General features: G+C 63.8%; 23 protein-coding genes. 10 read left to right on the top strand and 13 right to left on the bottom strand.

The annotated features are described in order from the left end of the window. Nucleotides 1-684 precede the first annotated feature (684 nt). Entirely contained in the window at nucleotides 685-1,821 is a 1,137-nt protein-coding gene (locus FB559_RS07520) for a hypothetical protein (RefSeq protein ID WP_141954708.1), read from the top strand. Between the two features lie 139 nt (nucleotides 1,822-1,960). Here FB559_RS07520 and FB559_RS07525 read toward each other — a convergent pair whose 3' ends face one another. From FB559_RS07525 to FB559_RS07570, 11 genes are all read right to left on the bottom strand, one after another. Further along, complete coding sequence (locus FB559_RS07525) at nucleotides 1,961-3,781, bottom strand: hypothetical protein (protein ID WP_141954711.1); 1,821 nt, start codon at nucleotides 3,779-3,781, stop codon at nucleotides 1,961-1,963. Between the two features lie 201 nt (nucleotides 3,782-3,982). Then, nucleotides 3,983-4,180, bottom strand: coding sequence for a hypothetical protein (locus FB559_RS07530; protein ID WP_141954713.1), 198 nt, complete (start codon nucleotides 4,178-4,180; stop codon nucleotides 3,983-3,985). 326 nt (nucleotides 4,181-4,506) lie between these two features. Then, the gene (locus FB559_RS07535; protein WP_141954716.1) at nucleotides 4,507-5,874 is read right to left on the bottom strand and encodes a tyrosine-type recombinase/integrase; all 1,368 of its coding nucleotides are present in this window, start codon (nucleotides 5,872-5,874) and stop codon (nucleotides 4,507-4,509) included. Then, complete coding sequence (locus tag FB559_RS07540) at nucleotides 5,871-6,062, bottom strand: helix-turn-helix transcriptional regulator (RefSeq protein ID WP_221639915.1); 192 nt, start codon at nucleotides 6,060-6,062, stop codon at nucleotides 5,871-5,873. Before FB559_RS07540 ends, FB559_RS07535 begins: the two co-directional genes overlap by 4 nt. Next, entirely contained in the window at nucleotides 6,059-7,450 is a 1,392-nt protein-coding gene (locus tag FB559_RS07545; RefSeq protein ID WP_141954718.1) for a replication initiator, read from the bottom strand. Before FB559_RS07545 ends, FB559_RS07540 begins: the two co-directional genes overlap by 4 nt. A gap of 97 nt (nucleotides 7,451-7,547) precedes the next feature. After that, on the bottom strand, nucleotides 7,548-7,676 hold the full coding sequence (locus FB559_RS46100) for a hypothetical protein (RefSeq protein ID WP_281286231.1): 129 nt from the start codon (nucleotides 7,674-7,676) through the stop codon (nucleotides 7,548-7,550). Continuing rightward, nucleotides 7,676-8,029, bottom strand: a complete 354-nt coding sequence (locus tag FB559_RS07550) for a hypothetical protein (RefSeq protein ID WP_141954721.1) — start codon at nucleotides 8,027-8,029, stop codon at nucleotides 7,676-7,678. Before FB559_RS07550 ends, FB559_RS46100 begins: the two co-directional genes overlap by 1 nt. A 10-nt stretch (nucleotides 8,030-8,039) precedes the next feature. Then, nucleotides 8,040-8,717: a DUF2637 domain-containing protein gene (locus FB559_RS07555; RefSeq protein WP_425455109.1), complete on the bottom strand. Its 678-nt coding sequence runs from the start codon at nucleotides 8,715-8,717 to the stop codon at nucleotides 8,040-8,042. A gap of 2 nt (nucleotides 8,718-8,719) precedes the next feature. Then, nucleotides 8,720-8,995 (bottom strand): hypothetical protein, encoded by a 276-nt coding sequence (locus FB559_RS07560; RefSeq protein ID WP_141954725.1) that lies wholly within the window; start codon nucleotides 8,993-8,995, stop codon nucleotides 8,720-8,722. A gap of 73 nt (nucleotides 8,996-9,068) precedes the next feature. Then, the gene (locus tag FB559_RS07565) at nucleotides 9,069-10,427 is read right to left on the bottom strand and encodes an FtsK/SpoIIIE domain-containing protein (RefSeq protein ID WP_141954727.1); all 1,359 of its coding nucleotides are present in this window, start codon (nucleotides 10,425-10,427) and stop codon (nucleotides 9,069-9,071) included. A 10-nt stretch (nucleotides 10,428-10,437) separates the two neighbouring features. Continuing rightward, the gene (locus FB559_RS07570; RefSeq protein ID WP_141954730.1) at nucleotides 10,438-10,779 is read right to left on the bottom strand and encodes an SCO3933 family regulatory protein; all 342 of its coding nucleotides are present in this window, start codon (nucleotides 10,777-10,779) and stop codon (nucleotides 10,438-10,440) included. Between the two features lie 87 nt (nucleotides 10,780-10,866). Between FB559_RS07570 and FB559_RS07575 the strand changes: the two genes are divergently transcribed. The 4 genes from FB559_RS07575 (at nucleotide 10,867) to FB559_RS46430 (ending at nucleotide 12,860) form a co-directional block, all read left to right on the top strand. Beyond that, entirely contained in the window at nucleotides 10,867-11,610 is a 744-nt protein-coding gene (locus FB559_RS07575) for a GntR family transcriptional regulator (RefSeq protein WP_185792082.1), read from the top strand. Nucleotides 11,611-11,725: 115 nt separating this feature from the next. After that, the gene (locus tag FB559_RS07580; RefSeq protein ID WP_141954735.1) at nucleotides 11,726-12,016 is read left to right on the top strand and encodes a hypothetical protein; all 291 of its coding nucleotides are present in this window, start codon (nucleotides 11,726-11,728) and stop codon (nucleotides 12,014-12,016) included. Continuing rightward, complete coding sequence (locus FB559_RS07585; protein WP_141954737.1) at nucleotides 12,016-12,318, top strand: hypothetical protein; 303 nt, start codon at nucleotides 12,016-12,018, stop codon at nucleotides 12,316-12,318. Before FB559_RS07580 ends, FB559_RS07585 begins: the two co-directional genes overlap by 1 nt. 191 nt (nucleotides 12,319-12,509) lie before the next feature. Beyond that, entirely contained in the window at nucleotides 12,510-12,860 is a 351-nt protein-coding gene (locus tag FB559_RS46430; protein WP_141954739.1) for a helix-turn-helix domain-containing protein, read from the top strand. Nucleotides 12,861-14,365: 1,505 nt separating this feature from the next. Here the strand turns inward: FB559_RS46430 and FB559_RS07595 are convergent. Further along, a complete protein-coding gene (locus FB559_RS07595) occupies nucleotides 14,366-15,478 on the bottom strand; it encodes a hypothetical protein (RefSeq protein ID WP_185792083.1) in 1,113 nt (370 codons plus the stop codon). 377 nt (nucleotides 15,479-15,855) lie between these two features. Here FB559_RS07595 and FB559_RS07600 point away from each other — a divergent pair, with 377 nt between their 5' ends. From FB559_RS07600 to FB559_RS07620, 5 genes are all read left to right on the top strand, one after another. Next, nucleotides 15,856-16,101, top strand: a complete 246-nt coding sequence (locus FB559_RS07600; RefSeq protein WP_141954744.1) for a hypothetical protein — start codon at nucleotides 15,856-15,858, stop codon at nucleotides 16,099-16,101. Between the two features lie 232 nt (nucleotides 16,102-16,333). After that, nucleotides 16,334-16,798 carry a GNAT family N-acetyltransferase gene (locus tag FB559_RS07605; protein ID WP_141954747.1) on the top strand — a complete coding sequence of 155 codons (465 nt, stop codon included), beginning with the start codon at nucleotides 16,334-16,336 and terminating at the stop codon, nucleotides 16,796-16,798. An 898-nt stretch (nucleotides 16,799-17,696) separates the two neighbouring features. Next, nucleotides 17,697-18,884, top strand: a complete 1,188-nt coding sequence (locus tag FB559_RS07610) for a pentapeptide repeat-containing protein (RefSeq protein WP_141954749.1) — start codon at nucleotides 17,697-17,699, stop codon at nucleotides 18,882-18,884. 1,825 nt (nucleotides 18,885-20,709) lie between these two features. After that, nucleotides 20,710-21,417 (top strand): pyrimidine reductase family protein, encoded by a 708-nt coding sequence (locus FB559_RS07615; protein ID WP_246121402.1) that lies wholly within the window; start codon nucleotides 20,710-20,712, stop codon nucleotides 21,415-21,417. A 34-nt stretch (nucleotides 21,418-21,451) separates the two neighbouring features. Then, nucleotides 21,452-22,183, top strand: a complete 732-nt coding sequence (locus FB559_RS07620; RefSeq protein WP_141954751.1) for a glycosyltransferase — start codon at nucleotides 21,452-21,454, stop codon at nucleotides 22,181-22,183. A gap of 23 nt (nucleotides 22,184-22,206) precedes the next feature. Here FB559_RS07620 and folP read toward each other — a convergent pair whose 3' ends face one another. Then, the gene (folP, locus tag FB559_RS07625; protein ID WP_141954753.1) at nucleotides 22,207-23,109 is read right to left on the bottom strand and encodes a dihydropteroate synthase; all 903 of its coding nucleotides are present in this window, start codon (nucleotides 23,107-23,109) and stop codon (nucleotides 22,207-22,209) included. Nucleotides 23,110-23,126: the final 17 nt, after the last annotated feature.

A 23,126-nucleotide genomic window follows, 5' to 3' on the forward strand; every position in this document is an offset into this window, starting at 1 on the left:
GCACAAATGCCGCGCAAGTGGCTTGTGTTTATCGCCGCCATAAAGAGCTTGGCAGGTTGCCTTACGAACCCACGGGCGAACCACCTCCGCGCCGCCAGGACGCCATGCATCGCGAGGTGCGTGGCTCGTGGCTGCCGGAAGACGGACTATGTCGCGCTCATCGCATGGACAGTCCAGAGAACTCCGATAAGCCTCACATCGAGACGTGCGGAGACCTGGCCGCCGTACGGCTGCTCGGCAAGCTTTGTGTGTGGCAGGAGGTTCACGATACCCACGTGATCCGCCACCGAGTGTCCCAACTTCCCAGAAGCAGGCGGAGCCGCCAGAGCCGACAGTTGCTCCTCCTTCGCTCTACGCGCCCGACTGCCCCCTCGACCTCCGTTCGCTAGCCGATCACCGAGATTGGTCCGGCTCGCGAACTCTTGTTCGACCCAGATGGTTAGCGGTAGGGCCGCTCCAGCAATGCGGACATGCCTTCAAAACATTTAATGCGTGATCGAAATTCAAGAACACTTCCCCCTGCACGTTTTCTAGCGAAGAACCTGCCCCCTTCATGTAAAGTGTCGCGCTGGTGCCCATATGCGACGCACCCGACGCGGCGACACGTGGAAGGCGGCAGAGGTGCCACGAAGAGACCCTCGCCCTACCAGCACTCGAATCGAGGCCATTGATCTTATCAAGTGCGTGCCGCGCGTCCCAGAAATATCGGAGGATGCTATACGCATAGCATCCGGGATCGCCTGCTATGTGGTCTGCGGGTTGCTTATCTTCTGCACAGTATCCTCTATTGTCTGGCGCATAATATTTGTTGTACTTGCCGCCGGCCCCTCCATAGGCATCGTCTACGCAATGAGCGGAGGCGCGACAGCGGAGGCAGCTCATGGTTTTCTACTCATTATCTTGCGGCGGCGCCTGACCGTGAACAAGGCACCGAGAGGGAAGACCGTACCCGCCAGCAGCGTGGTCGCCCATACGCTGGCTTGTGAAGAAACCGAGCACGCGAAACATTGCCGGGAACAAGGATCCCCCGGCAATGACCCAACTCTCGACGTCCGATATCACCTAGTGATTGCTACATATAAAATCAATGGCAATAGGCAGGCGATAGCCTTCGCAGACGGAAGTTCAATCAGCTCACACCCAGAGAAAAAGATCATCACCTCCCAAGTCGATGAGAGGTGGTTGCGCAGCAACGGAGAGGACGAGCCGCGGGCAGCGGCGGCCCTCTACGAGCTAATTGACGTACTCTATGACCAAGGTCCCGAGGCAACGATAGAGGCGACCAGAGAGAGGCTAGGCAGCCATCATCTCGACCGCGATATAGACCGGGCACTAGAGGCCGCAATGTGGTGGCAACTTGCGGAAGAGCAGGCGCCGCACCTGGTAAGCCTCACAGACTCAGGACGAGACTGGCATCTGGCCTCCGCAGAGGCAGAGGCTCAGCGTATCGCCGAAAGGAAGAGAATGTCACGCCCTTCCCGAAAAGGGTCACGCTCTCAAACCTTTAATATCAACGGAGGAATCTTCAGCTACGCCGAAGGGGACATTTCCGGAAACCAACAGAAAGTAGAGTACGTCCAGCTATCCGATGAGCAAGTCCTCTCTTATATCAAAGATGTGCTTCGCTCATCGGAGATTCCATGGTCAGACCCAGAGCTTGTCGAGGCGAGACGGGTGATGAGCAATGCTGTCGCCGAGCGAGACCCTCACAAACCCGGCCTCACGCAAGCAATCTCTAAGTTGGCATCTATTTGTGGGGACATAGTTGTTGGAGTATTGGGCAATGGCGCCTACCAACTCCTCATACAAAACTTCCTATAGCAGGATCCAACCGCCGCTGACAGGTAGGTAGTCGCGCAAATCCGTGCAATGACCCATCGTGACGTCTGTCGAGGTCAGTGGTCAGCCATCGCAGTATCCATCACCAGTGCTCCGCAAGGCGCTTAAACGGCAGCCTGACTCAGGCTCGGGCTCCTACTCGGTAGACCCGCACGCCGTCACGGGCTTGCTGTTTACTAAGGGTGGTCATAAGACCCGGATAGTCGCCAGCGGTCGCTTCTTCGATGGCCTGGTCGTCGAGGCGTAGCGATGTCACGCTCTCCTCGATGAAGTCGACCGGCAGCTCGTAGGCGACGCGGTCGCCGACGCGCAGTACGCCCGACTCCAGGCGCAGCCCAAGCGCGGACACCTTTGGCCAATATCCGTCCACGGTGCCGATGAGCTGATAATGCGACGGTGTGGGGCGCAGGCGGCCAGGGGTCACAAACAGGTCGGCGACCTCTTCGTGACGCCAGCCATGAGCAAGGAAGCCGCGGACCAGACGGAACAGGTCCCAGGTCGTCAGCACAGCGAAGCCCTGCTGTTCGGCGTTGGTAAGTACGTCGGCCTGGAAGACGTTCTGATGTTCTCGATCCAGGGCCGGAAGGTGTCGTTGATGGTTGACGATCGCCAAGCCACGGATGTCAGTACGACCCCATTCACGCATCCGAGGGGCGAGATACTTGGCGACCTGGAGCGTATTCGCCTCCTTCGGCGTCCCAGTGATCCCCTTGACCTCAACAAGAACAGGAACAGCCGCGTCCATGATCCGGACGTCCTCTCGAAGCGGGCCGACCTCCCCCGCAGTCTGAGCATCGGCATCAACGTCGCGGACGTCCTTGAAACCCATTGTCCTGAGCGCTTGGATCACTGCCTGTACGAGGTCATCGCCACTGGCGGTGATCAAGTCGTGCATGAAGCCATACTGGCTACGTTCAGCCTCGATCTGCTCTTCGAGTTCGCGGACGCGGGTCCGGGTGGTTTCTTCGATCTTGGCTATCTCGTCCTTCAGCGCGCTCACGCGTAGCAGGTCGTACTCGGGTCGGCGCGTCCAACGGGTTCCTTCTGCATGGGGAAACAGACGAGGCGTGAGAGCTGGCAGAACGCGGTCAACCAATTCGGTCACCAGATCGGCGCGCCGTTTAATCTTAGGAAAAATAAAGATCCAGCCTTGGCGCTCTTCTTCTGGATCGGGGCCGATTACGCCGGCGACCGGATCGCCGTATTTACTCGTTGCCAGGGTGGCCCATCGGTTAGTGATCGATGCAGACGGCTTGATCACACAATTAAACTCGCCATCGCTAAAGTAGCCTTCGATGGCGAGTTCCCGCGCGACTCCGTTGTCGGCGACGTCCATCTCCCGCCCGATGTCGTTGCTTACAGACAGCCAGCGCAGATCCGACAGCAGACTCCAGTTGTCGGTGTTGACCGACTTGCTAGCGTAATCATATAGATGACCGTAAAGGTCGCGCTCGTTTATGACGTAGCGCGGATTGAAATACGGGGCGGCGAAGATGATGAAGACGCCGCCATGCTGGTGGATGCGGTCCATCGCGTCCCGCACATACAGCATGGCGCCAGGGCGCGGGTCGATAACGCCGCTCCCCGCGGATGCCCACATCGACCTGACTCCAGGAACCGGCAGCTCGAACGGCTCGTCTGTGGGCTTCAGAGCCGGTCTAGCGAGGTCGGCGACGATGATCCCTTGTTCGGTGTAGTCGGGAAGGTCCCAGCTGCTGTACAGCGGAAGGTACGTCGCCTCCTTTGGCACGGCGAGTGGCTGACCGAAGGATCCGGACTTGGCGGCATAGCCGCGTCCCTGTAGCGCAGGCGTGACCTCGGGGGCATCGATGACGAGGATCTTTGGCCGCGGATACTTCGGCTCCGTCCCGGACGGTGACCCCGTGGGGCCGGGCTCGTCCGGTTCTGGCGGGACCATGCGCTGGGGGCGTGCTTTCCGCATGTTAAGAAACTAAGCCTTCGGCGCCCATACCCGGGTGAACACCGCGACACCGGCGGGTCGCGACGGTTTTCGAGGCCTGTACAGGGTCCGATGAGTAAAGCTCGCGGTGGGTTCGCACAGCGAGGACCGCGAGCCGGGGCCTCGCCATCAAGCAGTCGGCTGTCGGCGATGCAATCCACCACCGACAGCCGACGTGGAACGTTAGCTCAACTGCTGCAACGTCTGCCTGGTCACCAGGCGACGCAACCTGACAGTCGTAGCGATGACCCCAATCAGGCCGGGTACAGCCTGGCAGACAACAGCCGGCATCCGCCTCCGGCGCAGGACGATCACGATGATGAGGATGATAACCAGCGTGGCGCTGGTTGACCCCTGGACCGATACGTAATTCTCTTGCATGTGACCTCCTTGCGAGGGTTGGTCATGGGCGGCCCATCGCCCTTTGATGGCTGGAGACCTGAAAGCGAAGGGCCGCCCTCTTACGTCCCGCAGTCTCTCGCGGCGACTGACAGCAAATCTGGCGCGACACGCCGACGTTTAATGCTGCATTAAACGACTTGTTCTGAGATCCTGTGTGATTCACAAAGTGTGAATCACACGCAGCTAGCAAGTCGTAAGTCCAGCCGTCTGACAGATGAGCTGGTCAGCGTGTCTGGCGGGACTGACGCCCCAAAGCCGACAGGCCCTCAAACGAGCTGATGGCCTGTCGAAGACGGAGACGTCAATCAGGCAGTAAGCATCGCATCGATTCGCTGATTCGCGATCTCCCGCTGGCCGTCTACGCACTTCGCATACACCTTGAGCAGCACGTCAACGCTGTGCCCCGCTCGCTCCGCCACCTCAGGAGCAGGTACCCCGGCGTTGAGCCAAAGCGACACCGCGGCGTGCCGGAGGTCGTACGGAGTCTGGGCCAGCGGCGAGATCACCTGCACCGGAGTGAATGCCAACGTACGGGCGTGAGCCCACACGCCGTTGATCGCAGAAGCGGAGAACGGCCGTCCCTTAGAGGTACGGAAGAGCCGGCCGTCCGGCGCCGTTCCGTTCGCCTCGATGTGGGCCAGCAGGATCGCGACCAACTCCGGCGGGATCGGTACGAGTCGCGTTTCCTTGTCCGCCCTGTGCTTGAGGCCGCGGTCATCATGGACCTCTCCGCTATCGGTCCACTGCTTTCCCGCCTCCGGCCGAGTCTGCTCAAGCGTGAGTCTCCCCCAGCCCTCGTTAGGCAGGAAGCAGTCCGTTTCACGCAGTCCGAGGGCCTCCGCCGGGCGCATGCCGCCGTAATACATGCAGGCGAACAAGGCCCTCATCTGCCAGCCGCGCGTACGTCCGCAGTAAGTCACGACCGTGAGCAACTCCCTCGCCTGCTGCGGGTTCACCACGCAACGTCTGTCGACCTCTTGGGCGATCTTCAGACTCTGGCGCTTCGACTTGATCTTGTCGAGCGGGTTGTCATCGAGTTCATCCAGCTCGACGGCGTACTCGATGACGTTGTAGAAGACGGCGCGTTTCCGTCTATATGTCGTCGTGGCCGCACGCTTGCCGTCCATCTTTAGAGACAGGGCGCTCAGCGCAGCATGGACCGTAGGCGCGTCTTCCAACGCCCGCACCGACAGCGATGCACGCTCCAGCCAGCGCAGCGCCGCACTCATCTCGGCGTCCAGCTCAGCGCGACGGCCCTCGGGCAGGAGCGCACACCGCCGGAGCGCCTTTCGCAGCGTTTCGGCGTCAGGCCGACCTGGCTCATCCTTGGTCAACGCCGGAGTGACCGTCGCCAGCGCATCGGTCATGCTGTCCCGGCTTTTGGCGGCAAGGTGAGGCCACTTGGCGACGGTGTACGCCTGTACGAACGCGAACCAGGTTGCGGCGTTCTTGGCCTTGGTCATCGACTCGGGGAGGCACGTCTCCGTATCGAAGGCCTCGCCGCGTTTGGCCGCCTGTCGGAGATCGGAAAGGAAGTTCTCGGCGAGCGCCTTGGTCCGGTACGTCTTCGTCTTCCGACGTCCACCGACTTGCCAGCGCGCGACGTACGACGGCGTCTTGCTCGACTTGTTCCGGTAGACCGTCCAGAACTTGACGTCATACGTGGTGGTCACGCGGCCTCCTGCAAGCTTTCGAGCCAGGACGTGAACTCGCTGCGCCAGACGCGGATCTCGCCGTTGGGCAACCGGATGCCAGCGGGGGCGCAGCCGATTTCGCGCCACCGGTAGAAAGTGCGCCGGGAGATTCCGCCCAGTTCTGCGAGGATCTGAGGAACGGTCATCAACTCGTCTCGCCCGCTCAATGGCTCTCCCCCACCGGATCGAGGGGTGGCAGCGGCTTGCCGTTGATCGCGGCGGACAGGAATGCCTCACCGGGCGTGTGGCCCTGTCCGGCGTACTGCCAGTGGGCGACGACGAGGACCTGGTCCTCCTCGGAGAGGGGAAGCCGACCGGTCGTGATCTGGTGTTCGCGCTGGTTGTGGACGATCCGGGCCGTACGGAGCGCGCCGAGGGTGGTCGAGTATCGGCGGGACTTGGTTGAGAAGTGGCCGCGGAAGCCGAGCATGTGTGCCCACTCGGCGAGGCGGAGGTCTGCCAGCTCGGGTAGGCCGCCGAGGCGTTGGCACTCGGCGATGAGCCGGCGCGCGTGGTCCCGGATGTTGAGGCGGTCCAGGTCGTCAGTTGGGCGTACTCGCCGGTCGAGAGTGCCGACGCACTCTGCGGCCTTGGTGGCGTATTTGGCGATGTAGCCGGCGACGGCTTGGTCGGTGAGGTCTCCAGTCGTGGTGATCGGTCGTACGTCGACCTGGTCGCCCCAGGTCAGGACTCGCGCGGCGAATGACCTAGCCGCAGGGCTGGTCACGGTCACCGCTTGGGCTGCGTGATGGACCGCCCGGTCGAGGACCTCGGTGGTGGCCCACCCTGGCGGGGGTGTAGTCGGGCCGTCCGGGCCGTCGAAGCGGATGACGGCGTGGAAGTGGACGAGGCCGCGCCGCTGGTATTCGGCGACCTTGGCGAACGAGACGGTCAGGATGTTCCGCAGCTCACGGGCGGTCAGCCCTGCCGACTTGGCGACGTGGCGCCGGAGAGCGAGGGTGAAGCGTCGCCACAGCTCAGGCGCGAGCGCGTTGAACAACACCGAGCCGGGATAGTCGTAGCAGTCAGGGCACAGCGGTTCGCCGAGCCGGGGATCGTCGGCGCTGTGCCGCTCGGTGCACGACTGGAGTCGCCCGTGCGGGCAGCGGCCAAGACCGCGGCGAGGGCGACAGGGGCGGACTTTGCCGTCCTGCGCCCGTCGTACGTGGACCGGCCCGAAGGACGGCGCGGTCAGCGTGGCGAACACCGCCGGGTGGCCGGTGACGGAATCGGGCACGCCCTTGCCGCCGACCAGGCCCGCGCGTACGAGCTGGTACGTGTCGGCGCGGTAGATCTCGGCGCATGACGGGCAGCGCGATGCCCGGCGGGTCTTGCAGGCCAGCCGCAGGACGCCGTCCGGCTCACGGTCGGTGGAGTAGCGGTGCAGGACGGCACCAGTCAGGGGGTCGCGGTGTTCGACGTGGCCGCGAAGGTGGATTGGCTGAGCGCATCCGCCGGTCTGTCGGATCTGGGCGGACCACCGCTGGTACTCCGGGGAGGAGGCTCGCCGGGCGATGTCTCGGAGCGTCAGCAGTGAAGGAACAGGAGCGGGCAAGATGAACAGGTCTCCCGTCGTTGTGAACCGGTTGGGGATGGCCCCCGACGTGGCGCGTGACTTGGCGGTTGTGTGGCCACGCCGGGGGCGCAGAGCGTCAGCAGAAGCCGAGGCCCTCGCAGTGCCCGCAGGTCTCGCCGTAGGAGTCGAGGCCGGTCCCGCCGCAGTGGCAGCACTGATAGGTCTCGACGGGAGGGACGTACGCGGGGCGCTGATCGGTGTTCATCAGGCGGCATGGAAGGTCGGGGCGTAGCTCATGAGCGCGTCATGAGCGGCGCGACGGCGAGCGGGAATGTGAATGGCGCTGTAGGTGATGCGCCCGAAGGTCTTCTGGACCTCGTAGTGCCCGCCGTGTCCGGTCTCGTCGGTGACGGTCTCGCCGAGCAGACGGGCGATGTTGTCGATCTCGGCCCGCTCGGCCGCGTCATCGTCGCAACGTGCGAAGACGGTGTAGTCCCCTCCCAACTCGCGAACGGGGACGCGGGGGTTGTTCTCCAGGAAGTCGGCCAGGGCACGGAGGCCGGCCACAGTCTGCGCACGGGCGAACAGGTCGCCGGGGACGATCGGCTGCGCGGTCATCTGTTTCTCCTCAGGCGGTACGGATCTGGCGGAGCAGGTCGGAGGCAAGCTGGTTGGAGATGCCGAGCCGGGCGCGGAGGGCATCGCGAGTGATCGGCCGTCCGTGGCGGTCCTGGTGCTCGTCGGCCACGCGCCGGGCGAAGGCGAGCAGTTCCGCCGCAGGATGGACCGCGGACGAGGCCGCGTCATCCGAGGGCGCTTGGTCCGCCGCGTCGTCCGGGCGGTCCTGCTCGTCCGGGACGGAGGCCAGGGCCGGGGACGGCCGTCCGAAAGACGGCGGGACGGGGGACGAGGCAACAGCCGGGCCACGGGCGGACGAGCGGCGTTCGAGCATCGAGACGGCGACGAGGAACGCGCCCGCGGGCGTGCCGGCGGTCAGCCATCCCCAAGGTGTCGGTTCGGCCTGCGCCAGGTTCGCCGCCAGGGACAGAACGATCCCGCCGACCAGGACGAGCGTCGGCCAGGACAGCCCGCGTACGGGGCGTTCGGTGCGCTTGTCGCGCTGCCGTTCGCGTGCGGCCATGACGCAGGTCAGGTCGATACAGACGGCGATCGCCCAGGCCATCCAGCCGTGTTGCCCGTGCTGGTTGGCGGTCTCCCGGATGTGGGTGAACGACCCAGCGGCGGCGATCGAGGCCAGGACGACCACCGGTCCGGAATCGGCGGCCGTCCCTGCCAGGCGGGGCAGCATCAGGCGGCCCGCCGGCCGAGCACTTCGGCGAGCAGCGTGGCAAGCTCCGGGTCGCAGTGGTGCTCGTCGGCCCAGCCGTGCGCCTGCTCGAAGCGTTCGGTGTACAGCCACTCCATGCAGCGGTTGCAGACCACGACGTACAGGCCCCGTCCTTCCTCCCACTCGACGGAGACGGGACCGTCCTCGCCGTACGGGGGACGAGCAGGACGAGCGACGCGCGGGACGGGACGGTCGAGGACGGCGGGACGGAGCTTGATGATCTTGGCCTGTGTCACGTGAACTCCCGTGTTCGGGCATGCGTCGGGTAGGGACTTGGCGCGTTGCTGCGCCGTGCGGTTGGTGTGGGGGCTACGCGGCTTCGGCGTTGCCCTGGAGCGATGCGACGGTCAATTCCGCCCAAGGCCGGGCGAGGTGGGCGAAACGCCGGGCGGCGTGTTCGGCCTCTTCCTCGCTCACGTAGACCGAGCGGGCGCGGTGCCAGCTACCGTCCTGGCCAGCGATGACGGCGACGCCGGGCATCTCGGCGGGAATCTGCCGGGCGGCCGCCAGCGCGGCGGGGTCCATGTCGCCGAGGGTCATGTTGGCCGTCTCAGGGTCATTCACCCGGTGGCAGATACGTCCGGAGAGCTGCGAGCGCAGCGCGGTCACACCGGGACCAAGGTCCGAGCCGATGCGCTGACCGCAGATGATCAGGTAGACGCCGAAGGCACGGCCGAGCTGTGCCACTCGCAGGAGTGCTGTCGCGGCTCTGGACACCTCTTCCTTCTCGCTCTTGTCCGCCATCAGGAACAACTCGGCGACCTCGTCCACCAGGACCACGACCGGCATCGGGCGCAGGTGCTCGGACAGTTTCCAGATGTTCCGCGCGCCGTGCGTACGGCAGAGGGCCATCCGTTCGATGACGACCTGAACGAGGTCACCGAGGAGCCCGACGCATTCCGTGCGCGTGGTAGCCAGCGCCGACAGACGTGGCGCGTACGGGGTGAACTCGACGCCGCCCTTGAGGTCGAAGCCGACCAGGGCGATCGGCTGTGGCGCGAGACCCTTGATGATCGCGTTGGCCAGGTTGGACTTCCCGGACTGGGTCGCCCCCGCGTTCAGCCAGTGGGGCACGGTCCGGAAGTCGATGATCCACGGTTGCCCGTTCTCCAGGCGCCCAGGCCGTACGGTCAGCAGTTCCCCTGTCTCGGGCGCGACATCGACCACGGTCAGCGGATCACGCATGGTCGCCAGCAGCAGGACCCGGCCCGGTTTGGACTTGATGACTCGTACGGCGTGGACCCGCCATGCGTGCGCCAGCCGTTCGGCCACGTCCGCGTAGTCGTCGGGGACCTGGCCATCGAGGAGCTTGACCCAGACCCTCCAGCCCAGACGTGTCGGCCACAGCACCCACAGCGGTGGAGCCTTCTCGATGACGACGCTTCGCACGCGTCGCCGCTCGACCACCACGGCGGCTGCGTCTCGGGCCGGCCGCGACATCGAGCCCGCGAGCGGTACGGCGTCCAGGCTGATACGCCAGCGCCGCCGCTTGCGCGTCAGGCCGCAGCCGTAGGCGACATGTGACCACGTCAGGTAGACGAGCGCGGCCTTGACGGGGAACTCGATGAGGTACCAGAAGGACCGGGGCAGCCACCGGCGCCACGCCCAGCCCCCGGCCGCCGAAGCGGCCAGGGCGCCGAGCGCGACGACGATCGTCGTGTTGTTCACAGCCGACCCTTCAGGCCGCAGCCTGGTCGGCTGGGATGGCCGTGGTCACCGAGTCCGCCCGGTAGGCAACACCCGAACGCGTGACGCCATTGCGGGTCTGCTCCCACGGAAAGGCCGTCAGTTTGATCGGCATCACGATCTGGCCGATCTGCACCCCGGGATCTCCGGAGACCGCGACGTTGATCAGCTCGACCCGGCCCGACTCGTTCGCGGCTGACAGGCCGACCTGAAAGACGGTCTGGCCGTCCCGGTCGACCTTCACCTCCCCCGTGTCCTGGTCGACCAGCTTGGGCCGAGGCGCTGCCACGCAGACGAACGAGAGTGCCGATGTGTCTACGGGGATGTTCCGCATCCTGTCTCCTCCAGCTTGGTGAACCTACTTAGTAGGTTAACGTACTAAGTAGTGATGGTCTACTATGGAGGCATAGAAGGGAGAGTGATGGCGATCACACAGCCTCGGTACGCGCAAGTAGCAGATGTGCTGCGCGACCGGATCAGCGACGGAACCTATGAGCCCGGAGATCAGCTTCCGTCTCAGCGCGAGCTAAGGGAGGAGTTCGACATCTCCGTCCCGACCGCGAAGGCTGCGATCTCGCAGCTCATCAGCGAGGGACTTGTCTACGCGCACCAGGGAAAGGGCGTCTTCGTCCGGGAGACGAAGGAGCTGCTCAGGTTCGCCGGAGGCCGCTACGGTCTGGCCGGCACGCCGAACTCCCGCGAGGAAGAGGCCACCGGCATCGAGCTGGACGTCAAGGCGGAGCGTCGCCAAGTCCAGGCCACACCCGAAGTCGCCGCACGGCTGGAGATCGAGCCGGGCGACATGTGCAGCGAGGCCGTCTACTCCTGGTCGCTGGACGGTGAGCCGGTCATGATCAGTACGCAGTGGGAGCCCCTTGCGATTACCCGCGGTACTGAGATCGAGACGCCCGCTGGAGGGGAGCGCGGCGAACCGGACGTGATCACGCGGTTCAGCAAGATCGGCATCACGGTGAAGAAGACCCGGGAGGACATCCGAACCCGGATGCCGACCCCGGACGAGGCCCACGCACTCAAGACCCCCAGCGGCGTACCCGTCTTCTACATCCAGCGCACCCATCACAGCGATGTCCCGGTGGAGACCGCCGACATCGTCATGCGAGGGGACTCGTTCGTCGTCCGTAACGAACAAGCCATCCCCCTCTAACCAACTGCGCAGACCGGGGCCGGCCAGGCGAGTAGATCCATCGCCGCCGGCCCCGTCTTCGCCAACCCCGAATCCTCTACCTCTAAGCAGTGTGAACGACGCGGAGAGTCACCAAATGAGCCCGAGTGCCGTATCCGAAGATCCCCACACCATCGCCAAACGCTTGGCGGAAGCGTGCCAGGCCGAGGGTCTTAGCGCAGCAGTGCTGAGCCCCACGCGCGTCAAGGCGAGCCTGCCGAAGTCTCACCATGACCTTGCCGAAGTCATCAAGATCATGCCCGACGAGACCGAGAACCTTGCCCTGTACTGGAGCTGGAACGAGCGCATCTGCGCCGCGACCGAGATCGAGACAGCGGTCAAGTCGATCAAACACGTCGTCACACCGCCCCTTCACTCCCAGTTCTGATGAACAGCGAAGAGAACGAGCTTGCACGCGCCGTACGCGAGTACAACGCGACCGTTGACGCTCTGATGCGTCCTGGCGTGAGCTGGATTGCAGAGTTAGCGCAGCTCAAGGTCCTCATCAGCAAGTATCCGCAGCCCGCTGCCCAAATCCTCAGCGAGCAATGCCCCGCGGAACCGATCAGTGAGCCGCCGACCCGCCATGAGGTCGACCGCCCTAGCCAGCCGACAAGCGTGCGGCAGATCCAGCGCCATGCGAAGAATCCCCCTGTGCGGAGAACCGACCGGTCGGCGATGCAGACCTAGAGCAAGCCGATGACCAGATGTCGGCGCAGCCATGACCTCTCATGAGGACGGCCGAGCTACCGCAGGACCGCCGAGGTTGCAGCGACTGTCCCGAACGGGGCGCCGGAGTCCGAGGCCGGCGCCCCGTCTCGGCATGAAGTGCCGACCCCCGCACGCGCAACTCCCCATCCGCCCGATCTGATTGGTCCGCCTTGCCTTCCTCTCCCGCGCCGGAGCCGTACGCCGACCAACTGCTGAGGCCTCGTGAGGTAGCCGAATTACTGGGTGTACGCACAGCAACGGTCAGGAAGTGGGCCATATCTGGTCGACTGCCGGTCACGCTGACACCCGGCGGACACAGCCGCTACCGATGGTCAGATGTCTGCGCCCTTCTTGAGGATGGCGCGAGCAGCGCCGAGCAACGCCAGCTTGAGGAGGATGCGACCCGCCTGTATCAGCAGGGCTGGAGCATTCGCCAAGTCGCCGAGCGGTTCGGGTGCAGTTACGGAGCCATGCGACGAATCCTCGCTAGGACGACATCCCTAAGGCCCCGAAGTGGGTAGCTGCTCAGGCCGCCTATGGACGAGACGCCGCCTGCGCCACCGACCGAATCACAGCTCAGAGCGCATGCCATGGAGCATACACACGCGACCGGATGAGACTTTTCTGTACGTCTTTAAAGGCGTCCCGCTACGCGCGCCGCCAGGCGACCGACCGGCCATCGGGCCGGGCGTGCGGCCTCTGCGGGCCGACCCGGCCCGAACCGGTCAGCCGCCAAGGACGTAGAGGTTGCCGGTAGCCGTTAGGCAAAGTCCGGTCTATCACCGAGGCGCCGACAAGGCGCAACGGCGGTCGGCCACGTGCAGCGTGCCGGTGAGCGCAAACCAGCCCACCGTTACGACCGAGGATGGACACGGTAGCCGTACTGATCGGGGTATCCGTACTGATCGGGTAGCCGTACTGATCGGGGTATCCGTACTGATCACAAAAACGTGGATGTTCACGAAAACCGTACGGATGTGTTTCCGGATCAGGGAGGGTCGAAGCTATGGTGACTCGTGACCGAAGTCGTATGACTCGTATGAGTCGTACGGGTGCGGCAAGAGAAACGGGCCAGTCCGGCAACGTGCCGGACTGACCCGAGTGCACTGGTGAGGGTGCCTGCCTTAGCGAGACAAATTCACCACGACCTCGGCGAGCTGGGCTAGAGCAGCCAAGGCCGTTAGCGTGGCGGGCACCACCACCCACCAGACCCGACGTCCCCGATTGGGGCGTTTTTGACTTAGTGTCACTAATCCTCACCTCCCTCAGTCGGACACCGTCGACGAGCGTCCAAATTCGAGAGGTCTTTGAGGATCTGTCGGGCTTGGGTGCGAGAGTAACGCGATACCCGCCTAGCGCGCGTCCGTCCGCTCGGCGTGTCGCGCGGGTGCATGGCAAGGACAGCACAGATATGCGCGTGGAACCTGTGGACTGGCGAGGACTGGTGAGGACTGGTGAGGACACAGCCGGACAGTTCAAGCCCGGTCGCATTTCAGATGCGTGCCAATGCAAGGTAGTGCACGTATCACCTTGAGGTTAGATCAGCAGGGGTATCGAGCAGTTGCCGGCCGGTTGAGCTAGCCGGAAGCGGGGGTCTCGCGTCCTCAGCCCCCGCGAGCCGACGTGCTCACTCGCGCGAAGCTGCTTGCCACACCGTCTCGCCGTTCGCGCGGGCGAGCACACCGGGCTGGTGTGCCGCAGATGTTGTGGCGAGGATCTTGCTAATGCCAGTGCCAACTACGGCCTTGGACAGTCGTGGATGGACCTGGACTCGCAGCCGCTCAGCAGCAAGTCAGCGGACAGCCGCGGACGATTCAGGCCGTGACGATCGCTGTGGGTGGTTGCTGGTCGTTCGTGGTTGGGGCGATCGCTGACGCGCCGCTTCCGGTCCTCGGGCCGTAAACGGCCCTGCGGTCCGGGTCGGCTTGTCCTCTATCACGGTGGTTCTCGCCTCACGGGATCAGGAGAGGGCGGCCATCAGCAGCGTCCCACGCGGCGAAGCAAGACACGTGGATGGTGATTCGACTCAGGCCGTTTCGGGCAATGCCTGCTCATTAGCCGTATCGGTGTAGTCGGCGATGAGCCCTAGCTGAAGTCCGAGCAAAAGTGCTCCTTCAACCGCAGGCAGGAGCACTAGCAGCTTCTCGCGGTCATCACGAAGATCGCCGTCGGCATGCTTGAGTTTCTGCAAATCTCCCCGAGCTGCAACGATGGCTCGGGCGAGCAAGTCATGAATGAAAGAAGGGGTGGCTCCACCATCTACGTCAGGGGCCAGGCTAGCCACCGCGCCGCCGCCATAGACGAGGCAGAGTGCCTCGGCTCTCTTGGTAGGGCGTCTTTGATTTTTGTCGTCCATGTAGACGAGGGTCGCGTCATGGGGGAGATTCGCATCGATCCATTCGATGACGGTTTCGCGCTCGAACCGCTCGCGCATAAGCCGATCGATCAGCTCAATGAGGGAGTTCGCTGCCTGCGATACCCCGTCGGCCGAGTATTCGAGCGCGTCCCGCGCCCCCTTAACTTTCCTCACTAGTGGAGAATTCGCCCGCTCGATTCGTAGCAGCGAGGCCCTTGATGCCAGTTCGCGAAACTGTTCAGCGAGGAGGGCAAAGTCTTCTGATCGCCAGGCCAGAAGGTCCTCTTCGGTTGCGCTCGTCAGCTCCATTGGCAACGTAGCGAGCAACTTGTCTCCCAGCAGAACATCCAGCTCGACGATCAGCTTCACCATGTTCACGCCTAGAAGATCTATTTCTGTTGCAGCAGCTAGTTGTTCCCGGGTTATGACACTAAGGGCATCCTCCCAGGCAACCACGAAAGGCATGATCGCACGCACACTACGCCGAACGGCCAGGGCCACCACAGCAGCGTCTTGTTTCAGGGCGCGTTCCAGCCGGTCATATTCCGCGGCCCCCAGAAGGCGACGAGCGTAGGTCTTATACCCAGTGCGTTTAATGTCGTCGGCCCAGGATCGAAGCGCGAGACCACCATCACCGGAAGTAGATTTCGTGAGCCCTGACTGAACCCTCTCGGAATCCACGTCTTTGAAATACTCTTCTAGGCGATTGGTCCAAGGTCGCGAGTCTGTGGAATCCATGAGGATTCCACAGAGCGTGACTATGACGTCACCAACGTCCAGCATCGTCTCGTCGATACGTAGAGCGGAGAGTAGTGACGGGTCGAGCCTACGAGCACGGGCGACAAATCTCGACCTGTGTTGGTCGTAGCAGGGTGCTTCTTCCGTCAACTGGTCCTCCCCTCGTCTCGCCCAAGACAGCATCGCGTGTCGCCCAGTCGACAGTGGCCGCGACCCACCTGCCCAAGCTACATATTCAACGAGGGCTGGTCAGCGCATTTATCTGGCGGCGCAGCAACAGCGCCACGCACCCAATGATGGCACCGGGGTCCGACAGAAGGCCTTGGCGTCGCCCGCCTGCGGGCAAGGCGGCTACAAGCGCCCGTAGTCGCACCGCATCGGCCGGCGGTGGGATGCTTGAGGCGACTCGCCAGTATGTTCGAATGGTGCGGGAAGAGGTGTGGTTTGCGCCGGTCGTCCGCATCAAGGGTCGAGGCCGCTACGCGTTCCTCTTGGCCTGGAGACTCGACAAGCACGGCCGGTGGCGCGGGCACGTGGCGTGGCTCGTGCGCGAACAGGTCCTGTGGAAAGGCATCGACGTTTGGATGCGGGCCGAAGATCTCGAACGGGTCCAGGGTCAGGACTACCGTCGGGTTCCACGCAGGATCGATGGTGACGCCCCCTTCTGAGGTCCGTGAGAGATATAGGTGGAGCTGCTTCGGAGCGTGCAACTAGCGTGCAATTAGCCAGGGTGAACAGGGGTCAATAGGGGTCACTCGCGGACAGTCACGTCCGCAGGTCAGCGGCGCTGAGGGCCGGTTTCCATTTGATTCCCAAGCTGAGGGCGCCGTTCGATGCGACGCTGACCGGCTTTCTGATGCGCGCCCGCCGCTGACCTGACCGTAGGACAGGATGGCCGCCATGGTGGAGATCAGCCCCCTGAGCGAATCTGACCGCGTCGGCTGGGAGGTGTTGGCTCGTGGTCACCATGCTCACTTCGGGACCGAGGTCGGCCACGAGGGTTACGAGCAGACCTGGCATCGCGTGCTCGGCGGGGAGCAGACACGCGGTATCGCCGCTCGGCTGGACGGCAAGATGGTCGGCATCGCGCACTATGTGTTCCACGCCGGCATCTGGGGGTCCGGGGGGAGGTGTTATCTGGCGGACCTGTTCGTGGACCCGGAAGTACGGCGGCGGGGCATCGCAATGGCAATGATCACGTGGGTGGCGAGGGACGCCGAGGAGCACGGCTTCCCACGCCTTTACTGGAACACGCTGGATAACGCCCCAGCCCGCGCGCTGTACGACAAGGTGGCCGACTTCCACAAGGGGCTCATCTACTACGCCTACCGGCGCGACGCGAAGTACAGCTCCACCCGGCGCTGAGGGCCAACAAGGATAGGGCGATCTCAGCCGGACCAACGACAGCCGGCAGGACGATCCCCTCGACCGCACGAGCCGATCAGAGAACGGGCATCTAGTCCGGAGAAGACAATGCTGATGGTTCCGGTCTACGCGAGTGGAACGCGGGATGCTAACGCCCTTGCTAACAACGATCCTGGACCGCCGTGGACGGGTCTGGACGACGCAGAGGCTCACCCGCAGGTCAGGGGATGAGCCTGGACGGCTGTGGACACCCTCGATCTTGCTACGGATCAGATGGTGCAGGCCGTGACGATCGTCGTGGGTGGTTGCTCGCCGTTCGTGGTCGCGACGATCGGCTGACGCGCCGCTTCCGGTGCTCAGGCCGTTGCCGGCCCTGCGCTCCGGGTCGGCTCGTCCTCGGATTCGGCGGGTTCTCTTTTCAGGTCGGTGGTGTTGCTGTACAGCACAGAAGTACAGCAACACCGCCGTACAGCACCTGTCGCGATCTCACGCCGCCTCACGAGAGAGCAGGGCGAGCCAGCGCCGACCATGGCCCCGCCGGTAGTTCGGGACGAAGCGGCACTTTCATCCAGCCGAGTCGGCTGAGCGAGCACGAAGCGGGGATCTCGCGACCCCCAGCCCCGCGTATCGGAGTGGCCGCCCGCGCGAAGCTGCCGTCACACCGTTCGTGCCCGTGATCGCTCCGGACCGATGCTTTCGGGTTAACGTCAGCGCAGGTTTGCAGTTTCCGCTTTCAACCTGACAGCTCAAGATGGCGGGAGATCTGAAGCTGAGGTCGGAAATTTCATATAGGGGTCTGCGGAAACGAACTCTTCTCGCGCCCACCGCGTTCGTCGAGACGGAGGCACATTCACGTGATCCGTCTGCCTCGCGACGTTCCCCTCCGTAAGCTCTACTTATGATGGACATCCTTCAACTGTCACGCCGCATCATGAGATACGCTGCCATCACTGGCTTCGTCCTTATCGCTATGGCCGTGGCATGGACCCTTGGCCCCGGTGCCAGCTGGGTGCTTCGGCACGTCGACGGGGTACATGTCGGCGGGAGGGACGGCCTAAACGGCAAAGATCTCGCAGACGCGCTTAACGCTGTGCGCGGCCGTGCTCTCGCGATTGCGACGGGATTGGCCGCATTGCTCGCGGTATACTACACGGCACGCAACGCCGATACAGCTCGGCGCACGCTCCAACAAAGCGAGAAAGTCGCCCAGCGCACCGCTGAGCTAGCCGAGCAGGGTCAGGTGACTGACCGGTATACTAAGGCCATAGAGCAGCTCGGCTCCCGCTATCTCGAAATCCGTATCGGCGGGATCTATGCCCTCGAACGCATCGCGATCGACTCAGCTCGCGACCATCCAACGGTAATGGAGGTCCTCGCCGCGTTCGTCCGCGAACACGCCACAGCTGACTCGCCGGCCGCCGCGCTCCATGCGGCAGCTGAGACGCCGCTCGGCGCAGCGCTACCGAGACCACCTGACGCCGATATCCAGGCAGCTGTTACCGTCATTGGTCGCCGATTCACCGCGCGAGACATTCGTGAGATCAATTTGGCCGGCGTGCAGCTGACCTACGCGGACTTAGCATTTTTGAACCTCCGCAACGCTCGCTTGATCGGAGCGAACCTGAGCGCCGCGAAGATTAATCAGGCGGACCTAACCAATACGAAACTCGCCGACTCAAATTTGACTGACGCGGAGCTAACCCGGGCACATTTAAGCTGCGCGCGACTCGATAACGCAGATATGAGCGGCGCGAACATGACCGGTGCGTTCCTAAACAAAGCATTTCTGCCTCAGGCGAAACTTCTACAGGCCAACTTGGTCATTGCGGAGTTTATCGATGCCAACCTGGACGGCGCGAACCTTTCTCGTGCGACGCTCACCCGCACATGCTTGCGCAAAGCGAACCTGACCGGTGCGGACCTGACCGGTGCGGACCTGACCGGTGCGGACCTGACCGGTGCGGACCTGACCGGTGCGAATCTTGCGGACGCGAACCTTACGGATGCGAATCTCGACGGCGCGATCCAGACCAGCGATACCAAGTGGCCCGCAGGCTATTCGCCTCCTGGTCCGAACATTCTATGAGTCCCGGACTGCGGCTCACGGCACCTCGACGCACGCGTGGAGGCCACAGCCCCTCCGGCGACGGGGGCTCAGGCGGCGTATGGCCGCTCAACGCAGAGTGTCCCGTACGACGCGACCGTCCCGACACCCTGTCCTCGCGCAGCAGCCACGTGTCGGTCGGGGACCTGGGGGCGATCCCGCTGTTCGACACGATCCCGACCGTCGGCCACCGCCCTCCCACGCTCATCGGGCGTCGGCGTGGGCCCACCCTAGGCTACGGATTAGAAGGTCGGCGCCGGAGGTCCGAAGATGGCTCGCAGGGGATTTGCTAACGCTGATGCTAACAACCGCTCTGGACGATCCTGGATGAGCTAGGACTGCGTAGAGGGCGACCAGCAGGTCAGTGGTCAGATTTGGACACCTGGGTACACGCTTAGCTTCACTCGTAATGAACAGGCCACTACGTCAGCTGTCCCCACGGAGTGCTGATCGTCGGGGGTGGTGAATCAAGTGATGCGCACACTGGTACTCGTGGGGTGGCCTGCCGACCCCATATATTCGTTTGGACTACCATTCATGAGATCCTCGTTACGGCACATTAGGGTCGGCGCCAGCCCGTATTCTGGTCATCGATTCCTTCGCCGAAGCGCAGTAAGAGCATGGCGATCGAGAACTGCTCTGGCATCGCTCCGGCGCCTCGGGTCCGGGTGAAACAACGCAATCAACACGGCTATAACGTAGGTGCCAAGTAGGCAGCAGGTTAACAGACTGGCGAGCCATGGAAACGCCGCCATGAGTGAAGTCAGAAAAGCGGGCACGACAGACTGCCTCTCGCGAAGAGTATCTGCCGCTGATATCTGTACTACGTCACCGCAGGCCTCACACCTGCGCCGCACTACACATACCAGCGTTCCACTCTGAAGCTCCCATCCGCGCTCGGCGCTGTCAAGAGCCCATTTGGCTGCTGAGTGCTCGGAGAGCATCCAACTATTAGCCGATGTCACCGCTACTGAGCCGCAACCATCCGGGCAGTACGGGTCCCGACGCTCGACGCCACCATCGGCCTCGACCCAGTCGTCCTGCCACTGCGGCGACCAGACTCCCATTGGCGCCACGAATGACCAGCTGGACCGGGTTGGGTGCGTGCAACTAGCGAGGGTGAACAGGGGTCGCTAAGGGTCACTCGCGGACCGTCGCAGCCGAAGGTCAGGGGCCGGTGAGGGCCGGTTTCCTTTGATTCCCAAGCTGCTAGTGCGGGTTCGAGTCCTGTCGCCCGCCAGCGCAAGGCAGGAGCCGTGAATCGAGCAGTGGTCAAGCGGCTGCTGCCCCCGCGCAGGCTCTCGTACCGTCACGGTGCTCCTGGCCCTCGTGCCGGGCGTCATGCTTGTGGTGGCTTTCATAGCAATCCGGGTCATGCTCTCGATCATGCACTGACCTTCAGGAGGCGAAACGTGGCGAAAACGCTGGTAGTGGGTGTCTGGGGCGCGGTCGCAGGCGCCGCTCTTGCCACTGGGGTGGCGTTTCTCGCCAAGCCAGCGCCCGCGGAGACTCCGCCGAGCCCGACGGTAACCGCGACCGTCTCCGCTGGAACTAGCGGTGGGATCGCGAAGTGTTCTGACCCTGCGCTACGTCAGTCTTTCAACGACGGGCCATGCGTGTACTACCCGAAGGAAGGGCCGCCGCCAGGGCTGATGGAGTCGTTGCCGACATGCGGGAGCCTGGATGCCGGCGACCCGGTGGCACGGTGTGTCTGGCCTGGGGACGCTGACGGCGATGGGCAGCCTGACGGATAGCCGGTTCGGTAGCGGTGCCGCCTGATCCGTTTGCTGAGGCTACGGTTCTGCTCGTGGATGTTACAGAACTCACCAACGTGTACGCGTATCCGCCGACCGATCGCTGGCTTCGAGCGAACATGGTTACGAGCCTGGATGGTGCGGCGTCGTACGAGGGGAAGGTCAGCCACCTCGGCAGTGAAGCAGACCAGCAGGTGCTTTCGCTTCTGCGAGGACTGTCTGATGTCGTGATCGTGGGAGCCAATACGGTTCGGGTTGAGGGGTACGGGCCGATGCCTCCGCGGGACTCGTGGCGGGATATCCGGCGGGGGCGTCCGCCGGCGCCTCCGTTGGCGATCGTGTCCGCGCGGTTGGACCTTGACTTTGATGCGCCGGTGTTCGCCGACGCCTACGTGCGCCCGATTCTCATCACGTGTGCAAGCGCGCCGGAGGAGCGTCGGAAGAGGGCCGAGCAGCGTGCCGAGGTACTCGTCTGTGGCGATCTCATCGCGGATATCGGCGAGGCGCTTGATGCGCTCGCAGAGCGTGGGCTTACTCGGCAGCTCAGCGAGGGCGGTCCGCGATTGCTCGCCGAGATCGCAGCCGCCGGGCGTCTCGATGAGCTGTGTCTGACATTGAGTCCGCGGATCGTTGCGGGAACCGGGCCGCGAATCGTCAACGGACCGCTCATCGAGGATCTACCGATGAGCCTCGGCAACGTCTTCGAGGAGGACGGTTTCCTCTTCATGCGCTACCTGCGGACCGAGGCAGACAAGGCGTGAGCGCTCACGAGCTGGTGCCCCGGAAGGTCGAACAATGCCGTTGATCTCGGTGATCACTGCCGTCTACGAGCCGGTTGCCGGGTACCTGCGCGAGGCCGCCACCAGTGTCGCCGCGCAGCTCCTGCCTACGGGTTGGGAGATTGAGTGGCTCGTCCAGGAGGACGGCGACATGCCCAACGCGCGGGATCTAGCTGCGGGAGCACGCTACGAGGCGAACGGTGCCCGTCTGGGGACGGCGACGACGCGGAACATCGCGCTCACTCGGGCCCGCGGGAAGCTCGTGGCGGTGCTCGACTACGACGATGTTCTTCTCCCCGACGGGCTCGCCACCCTCGTCAAGGATTTCGACGACCATCCGGAGATCGGTTGGGTGGTAGGACAAGCCGACGACCTGATCGAGGGCCGCCGCGTACCGTTCGCGCTCAGGTACCCGTGCGGCATCGTGCGTGCCGGGCAGATCGGGAAGCTGTACGAGCAGACGGGGCTATGTCAGGTGGCGTGCGCCGGCCTCGTCATGCCGACCGACGTCGTACGGGCCTTTGGCGGCTGGAGTGCCATACCGCGGGCCCAAGACGTGGGCCTGTTGATCGCCCTCAGCGAGGTCTACGACGGGTACCAGGACCCAGCGGTCACGTGGCTGTATCGCAAGCATCACGGCCAGACGACGCACGCGGCGAAGGCCGATACCTGGGGAAAGCAGCAGGACCGCTTCATCCGGCAGCGACTCGACGCCGTACGCTCGGGGGCTTTGGCAGGACCCAGTTAGAGGTCAAGTCCGTCCAGGTGGCCTTACACCAAGTTGTGACGAGCGGTGGCCGGCGGACGCCAGCCCAAAATGCTCTCCACCATCCGGACAGACGGGACGATCTCGGCGACATCGTGAACCCGGACGATCCTCGCCCCCTGGAGGATGCAGACAGCCAAAGTCGCGATGGTCCCCGGAAGACGTTCGTCCTGCGGACGGTTGAGCGTCTCGCCAATGAAATCCTTGTTGGACACCGCTACCAGCGTCGGATAGCCGATCCCCGTGATTTCGGGTAGATGACGGGTCAGCTCCAACGAGTGGTACGTGTTCTTGTTCAGGTCGTGGCCCGGGTCGAGGATGATTCGATCTTCCGGTACACCACGGCTTATCGCTGCGTCCGCCCGCTCGCGCAAGAATGCGGCGACCTCTCCGGCGACATCTTCGTAGGCGGGACGCGGCAACGGTGTACGCGGAGCCGCCAGGCTGTGGGTAATGATCAAGCCTCCGCCGGCTTCAGCGACGACGTCCGCCAAGGCTAGGTCGTGTAGGCCGGTCACGTTGTTGATCACGTCCGCGCCTGCCGCCAGTACCGCCCGCGCGACTTCGGGACGGTAGGTCTCAACGGAGATGACCGCGTCGGTGCGTTCGCGTGCCGCCTCCACGACAGGGAGGACGCGATCGATCTCTTCGCGTTCGGTCACCTCCGGCCCTGGCGCAAACGGGACCCCACCGATGTCGAGCCAATCCGCCTCATGAACGATCGCGTTCTCAACCGCTGTAATAGCGTTCGACAGCTCGAAAGTACGACCGCGATCATGGAACGAATCCGGCGTCCGGTTGATTATTGCCATGACCGCAACCTGGCGCGAGAAATCAAAGGTCCGGCGACCAATGGTCCGCTGCGGACTAATGAAGTCTGGATAAAAAATCTTAGGATTCGCTTCCATATGCCCAACCTTGACGA

It is taken from the genome of Actinoallomurus bryophytorum, from assembly GCF_006716425.1.
In the GTDB taxonomy this organism is placed as follows: domain Bacteria; phylum Actinomycetota; class Actinomycetes; order Streptosporangiales; family Streptosporangiaceae; genus Actinoallomurus; species Actinoallomurus bryophytorum.

Excerpts from the sequence above, each read along its gene's own strand:
- FB559_RS07585 (WP_141954737.1), top strand. The coding sequence starts at position 12,016 with ATGAACAGCGAAGAGAACGAGCTTGCACGCGCCGTACGCGAGTACAAC.
- FB559_RS46100 (WP_281286231.1), bottom strand. The coding sequence starts at position 7,676 with ATGAACACCGATCAGCGCCCCGCGTACGTCCCTCCCGTCGAGACCTAT.
- FB559_RS07575 (WP_185792082.1), top strand. The coding sequence starts at position 10,867 with ATGGCGATCACACAGCCTCGGTACGCGCAAGTAGCAGATGTGCTGCGC.
- FB559_RS07605 (WP_141954747.1), top strand. The coding sequence starts at position 16,334 with ATGGTGGAGATCAGCCCCCTGAGCGAATCTGACCGCGTCGGCTGGGAG.
- FB559_RS07525 (WP_141954711.1), bottom strand. The coding sequence starts at position 3,781 with ATGCGGAAAGCACGCCCCCAGCGCATGGTCCCGCCAGAACCGGACGAG.
- FB559_RS07550 (WP_141954721.1), bottom strand. The coding sequence starts at position 8,029 with ATGACCGCGCAGCCGATCGTCCCCGGCGACCTGTTCGCCCGTGCGCAG.
- FB559_RS07570 (WP_141954730.1), bottom strand. The coding sequence starts at position 10,779 with ATGCGGAACATCCCCGTAGACACATCGGCACTCTCGTTCGTCTGCGTG.
- FB559_RS07580 (WP_141954735.1), top strand. The coding sequence starts at position 11,726 with ATGAGCCCGAGTGCCGTATCCGAAGATCCCCACACCATCGCCAAACGC.
- folP (WP_141954753.1), bottom strand. The coding sequence starts at position 23,109 with ATGGAAGCGAATCCTAAGATTTTTTATCCAGACTTCATTAGTCCGCAG.
- FB559_RS07620 (WP_141954751.1), top strand. The coding sequence starts at position 21,452 with ATGCCGTTGATCTCGGTGATCACTGCCGTCTACGAGCCGGTTGCCGGG.
- FB559_RS07600 (WP_141954744.1), top strand. The coding sequence starts at position 15,856 with ATGGTGCGGGAAGAGGTGTGGTTTGCGCCGGTCGTCCGCATCAAGGGT.
- FB559_RS07595 (WP_185792083.1), bottom strand. The coding sequence starts at position 15,478 with ATGCTGGACGTTGGTGACGTCATAGTCACGCTCTGTGGAATCCTCATG.
- FB559_RS07610 (WP_141954749.1), top strand. The coding sequence starts at position 17,697 with ATGATGGACATCCTTCAACTGTCACGCCGCATCATGAGATACGCTGCC.
- FB559_RS07530 (WP_141954713.1), bottom strand. The coding sequence starts at position 4,180 with ATGCAAGAGAATTACGTATCGGTCCAGGGGTCAACCAGCGCCACGCTG.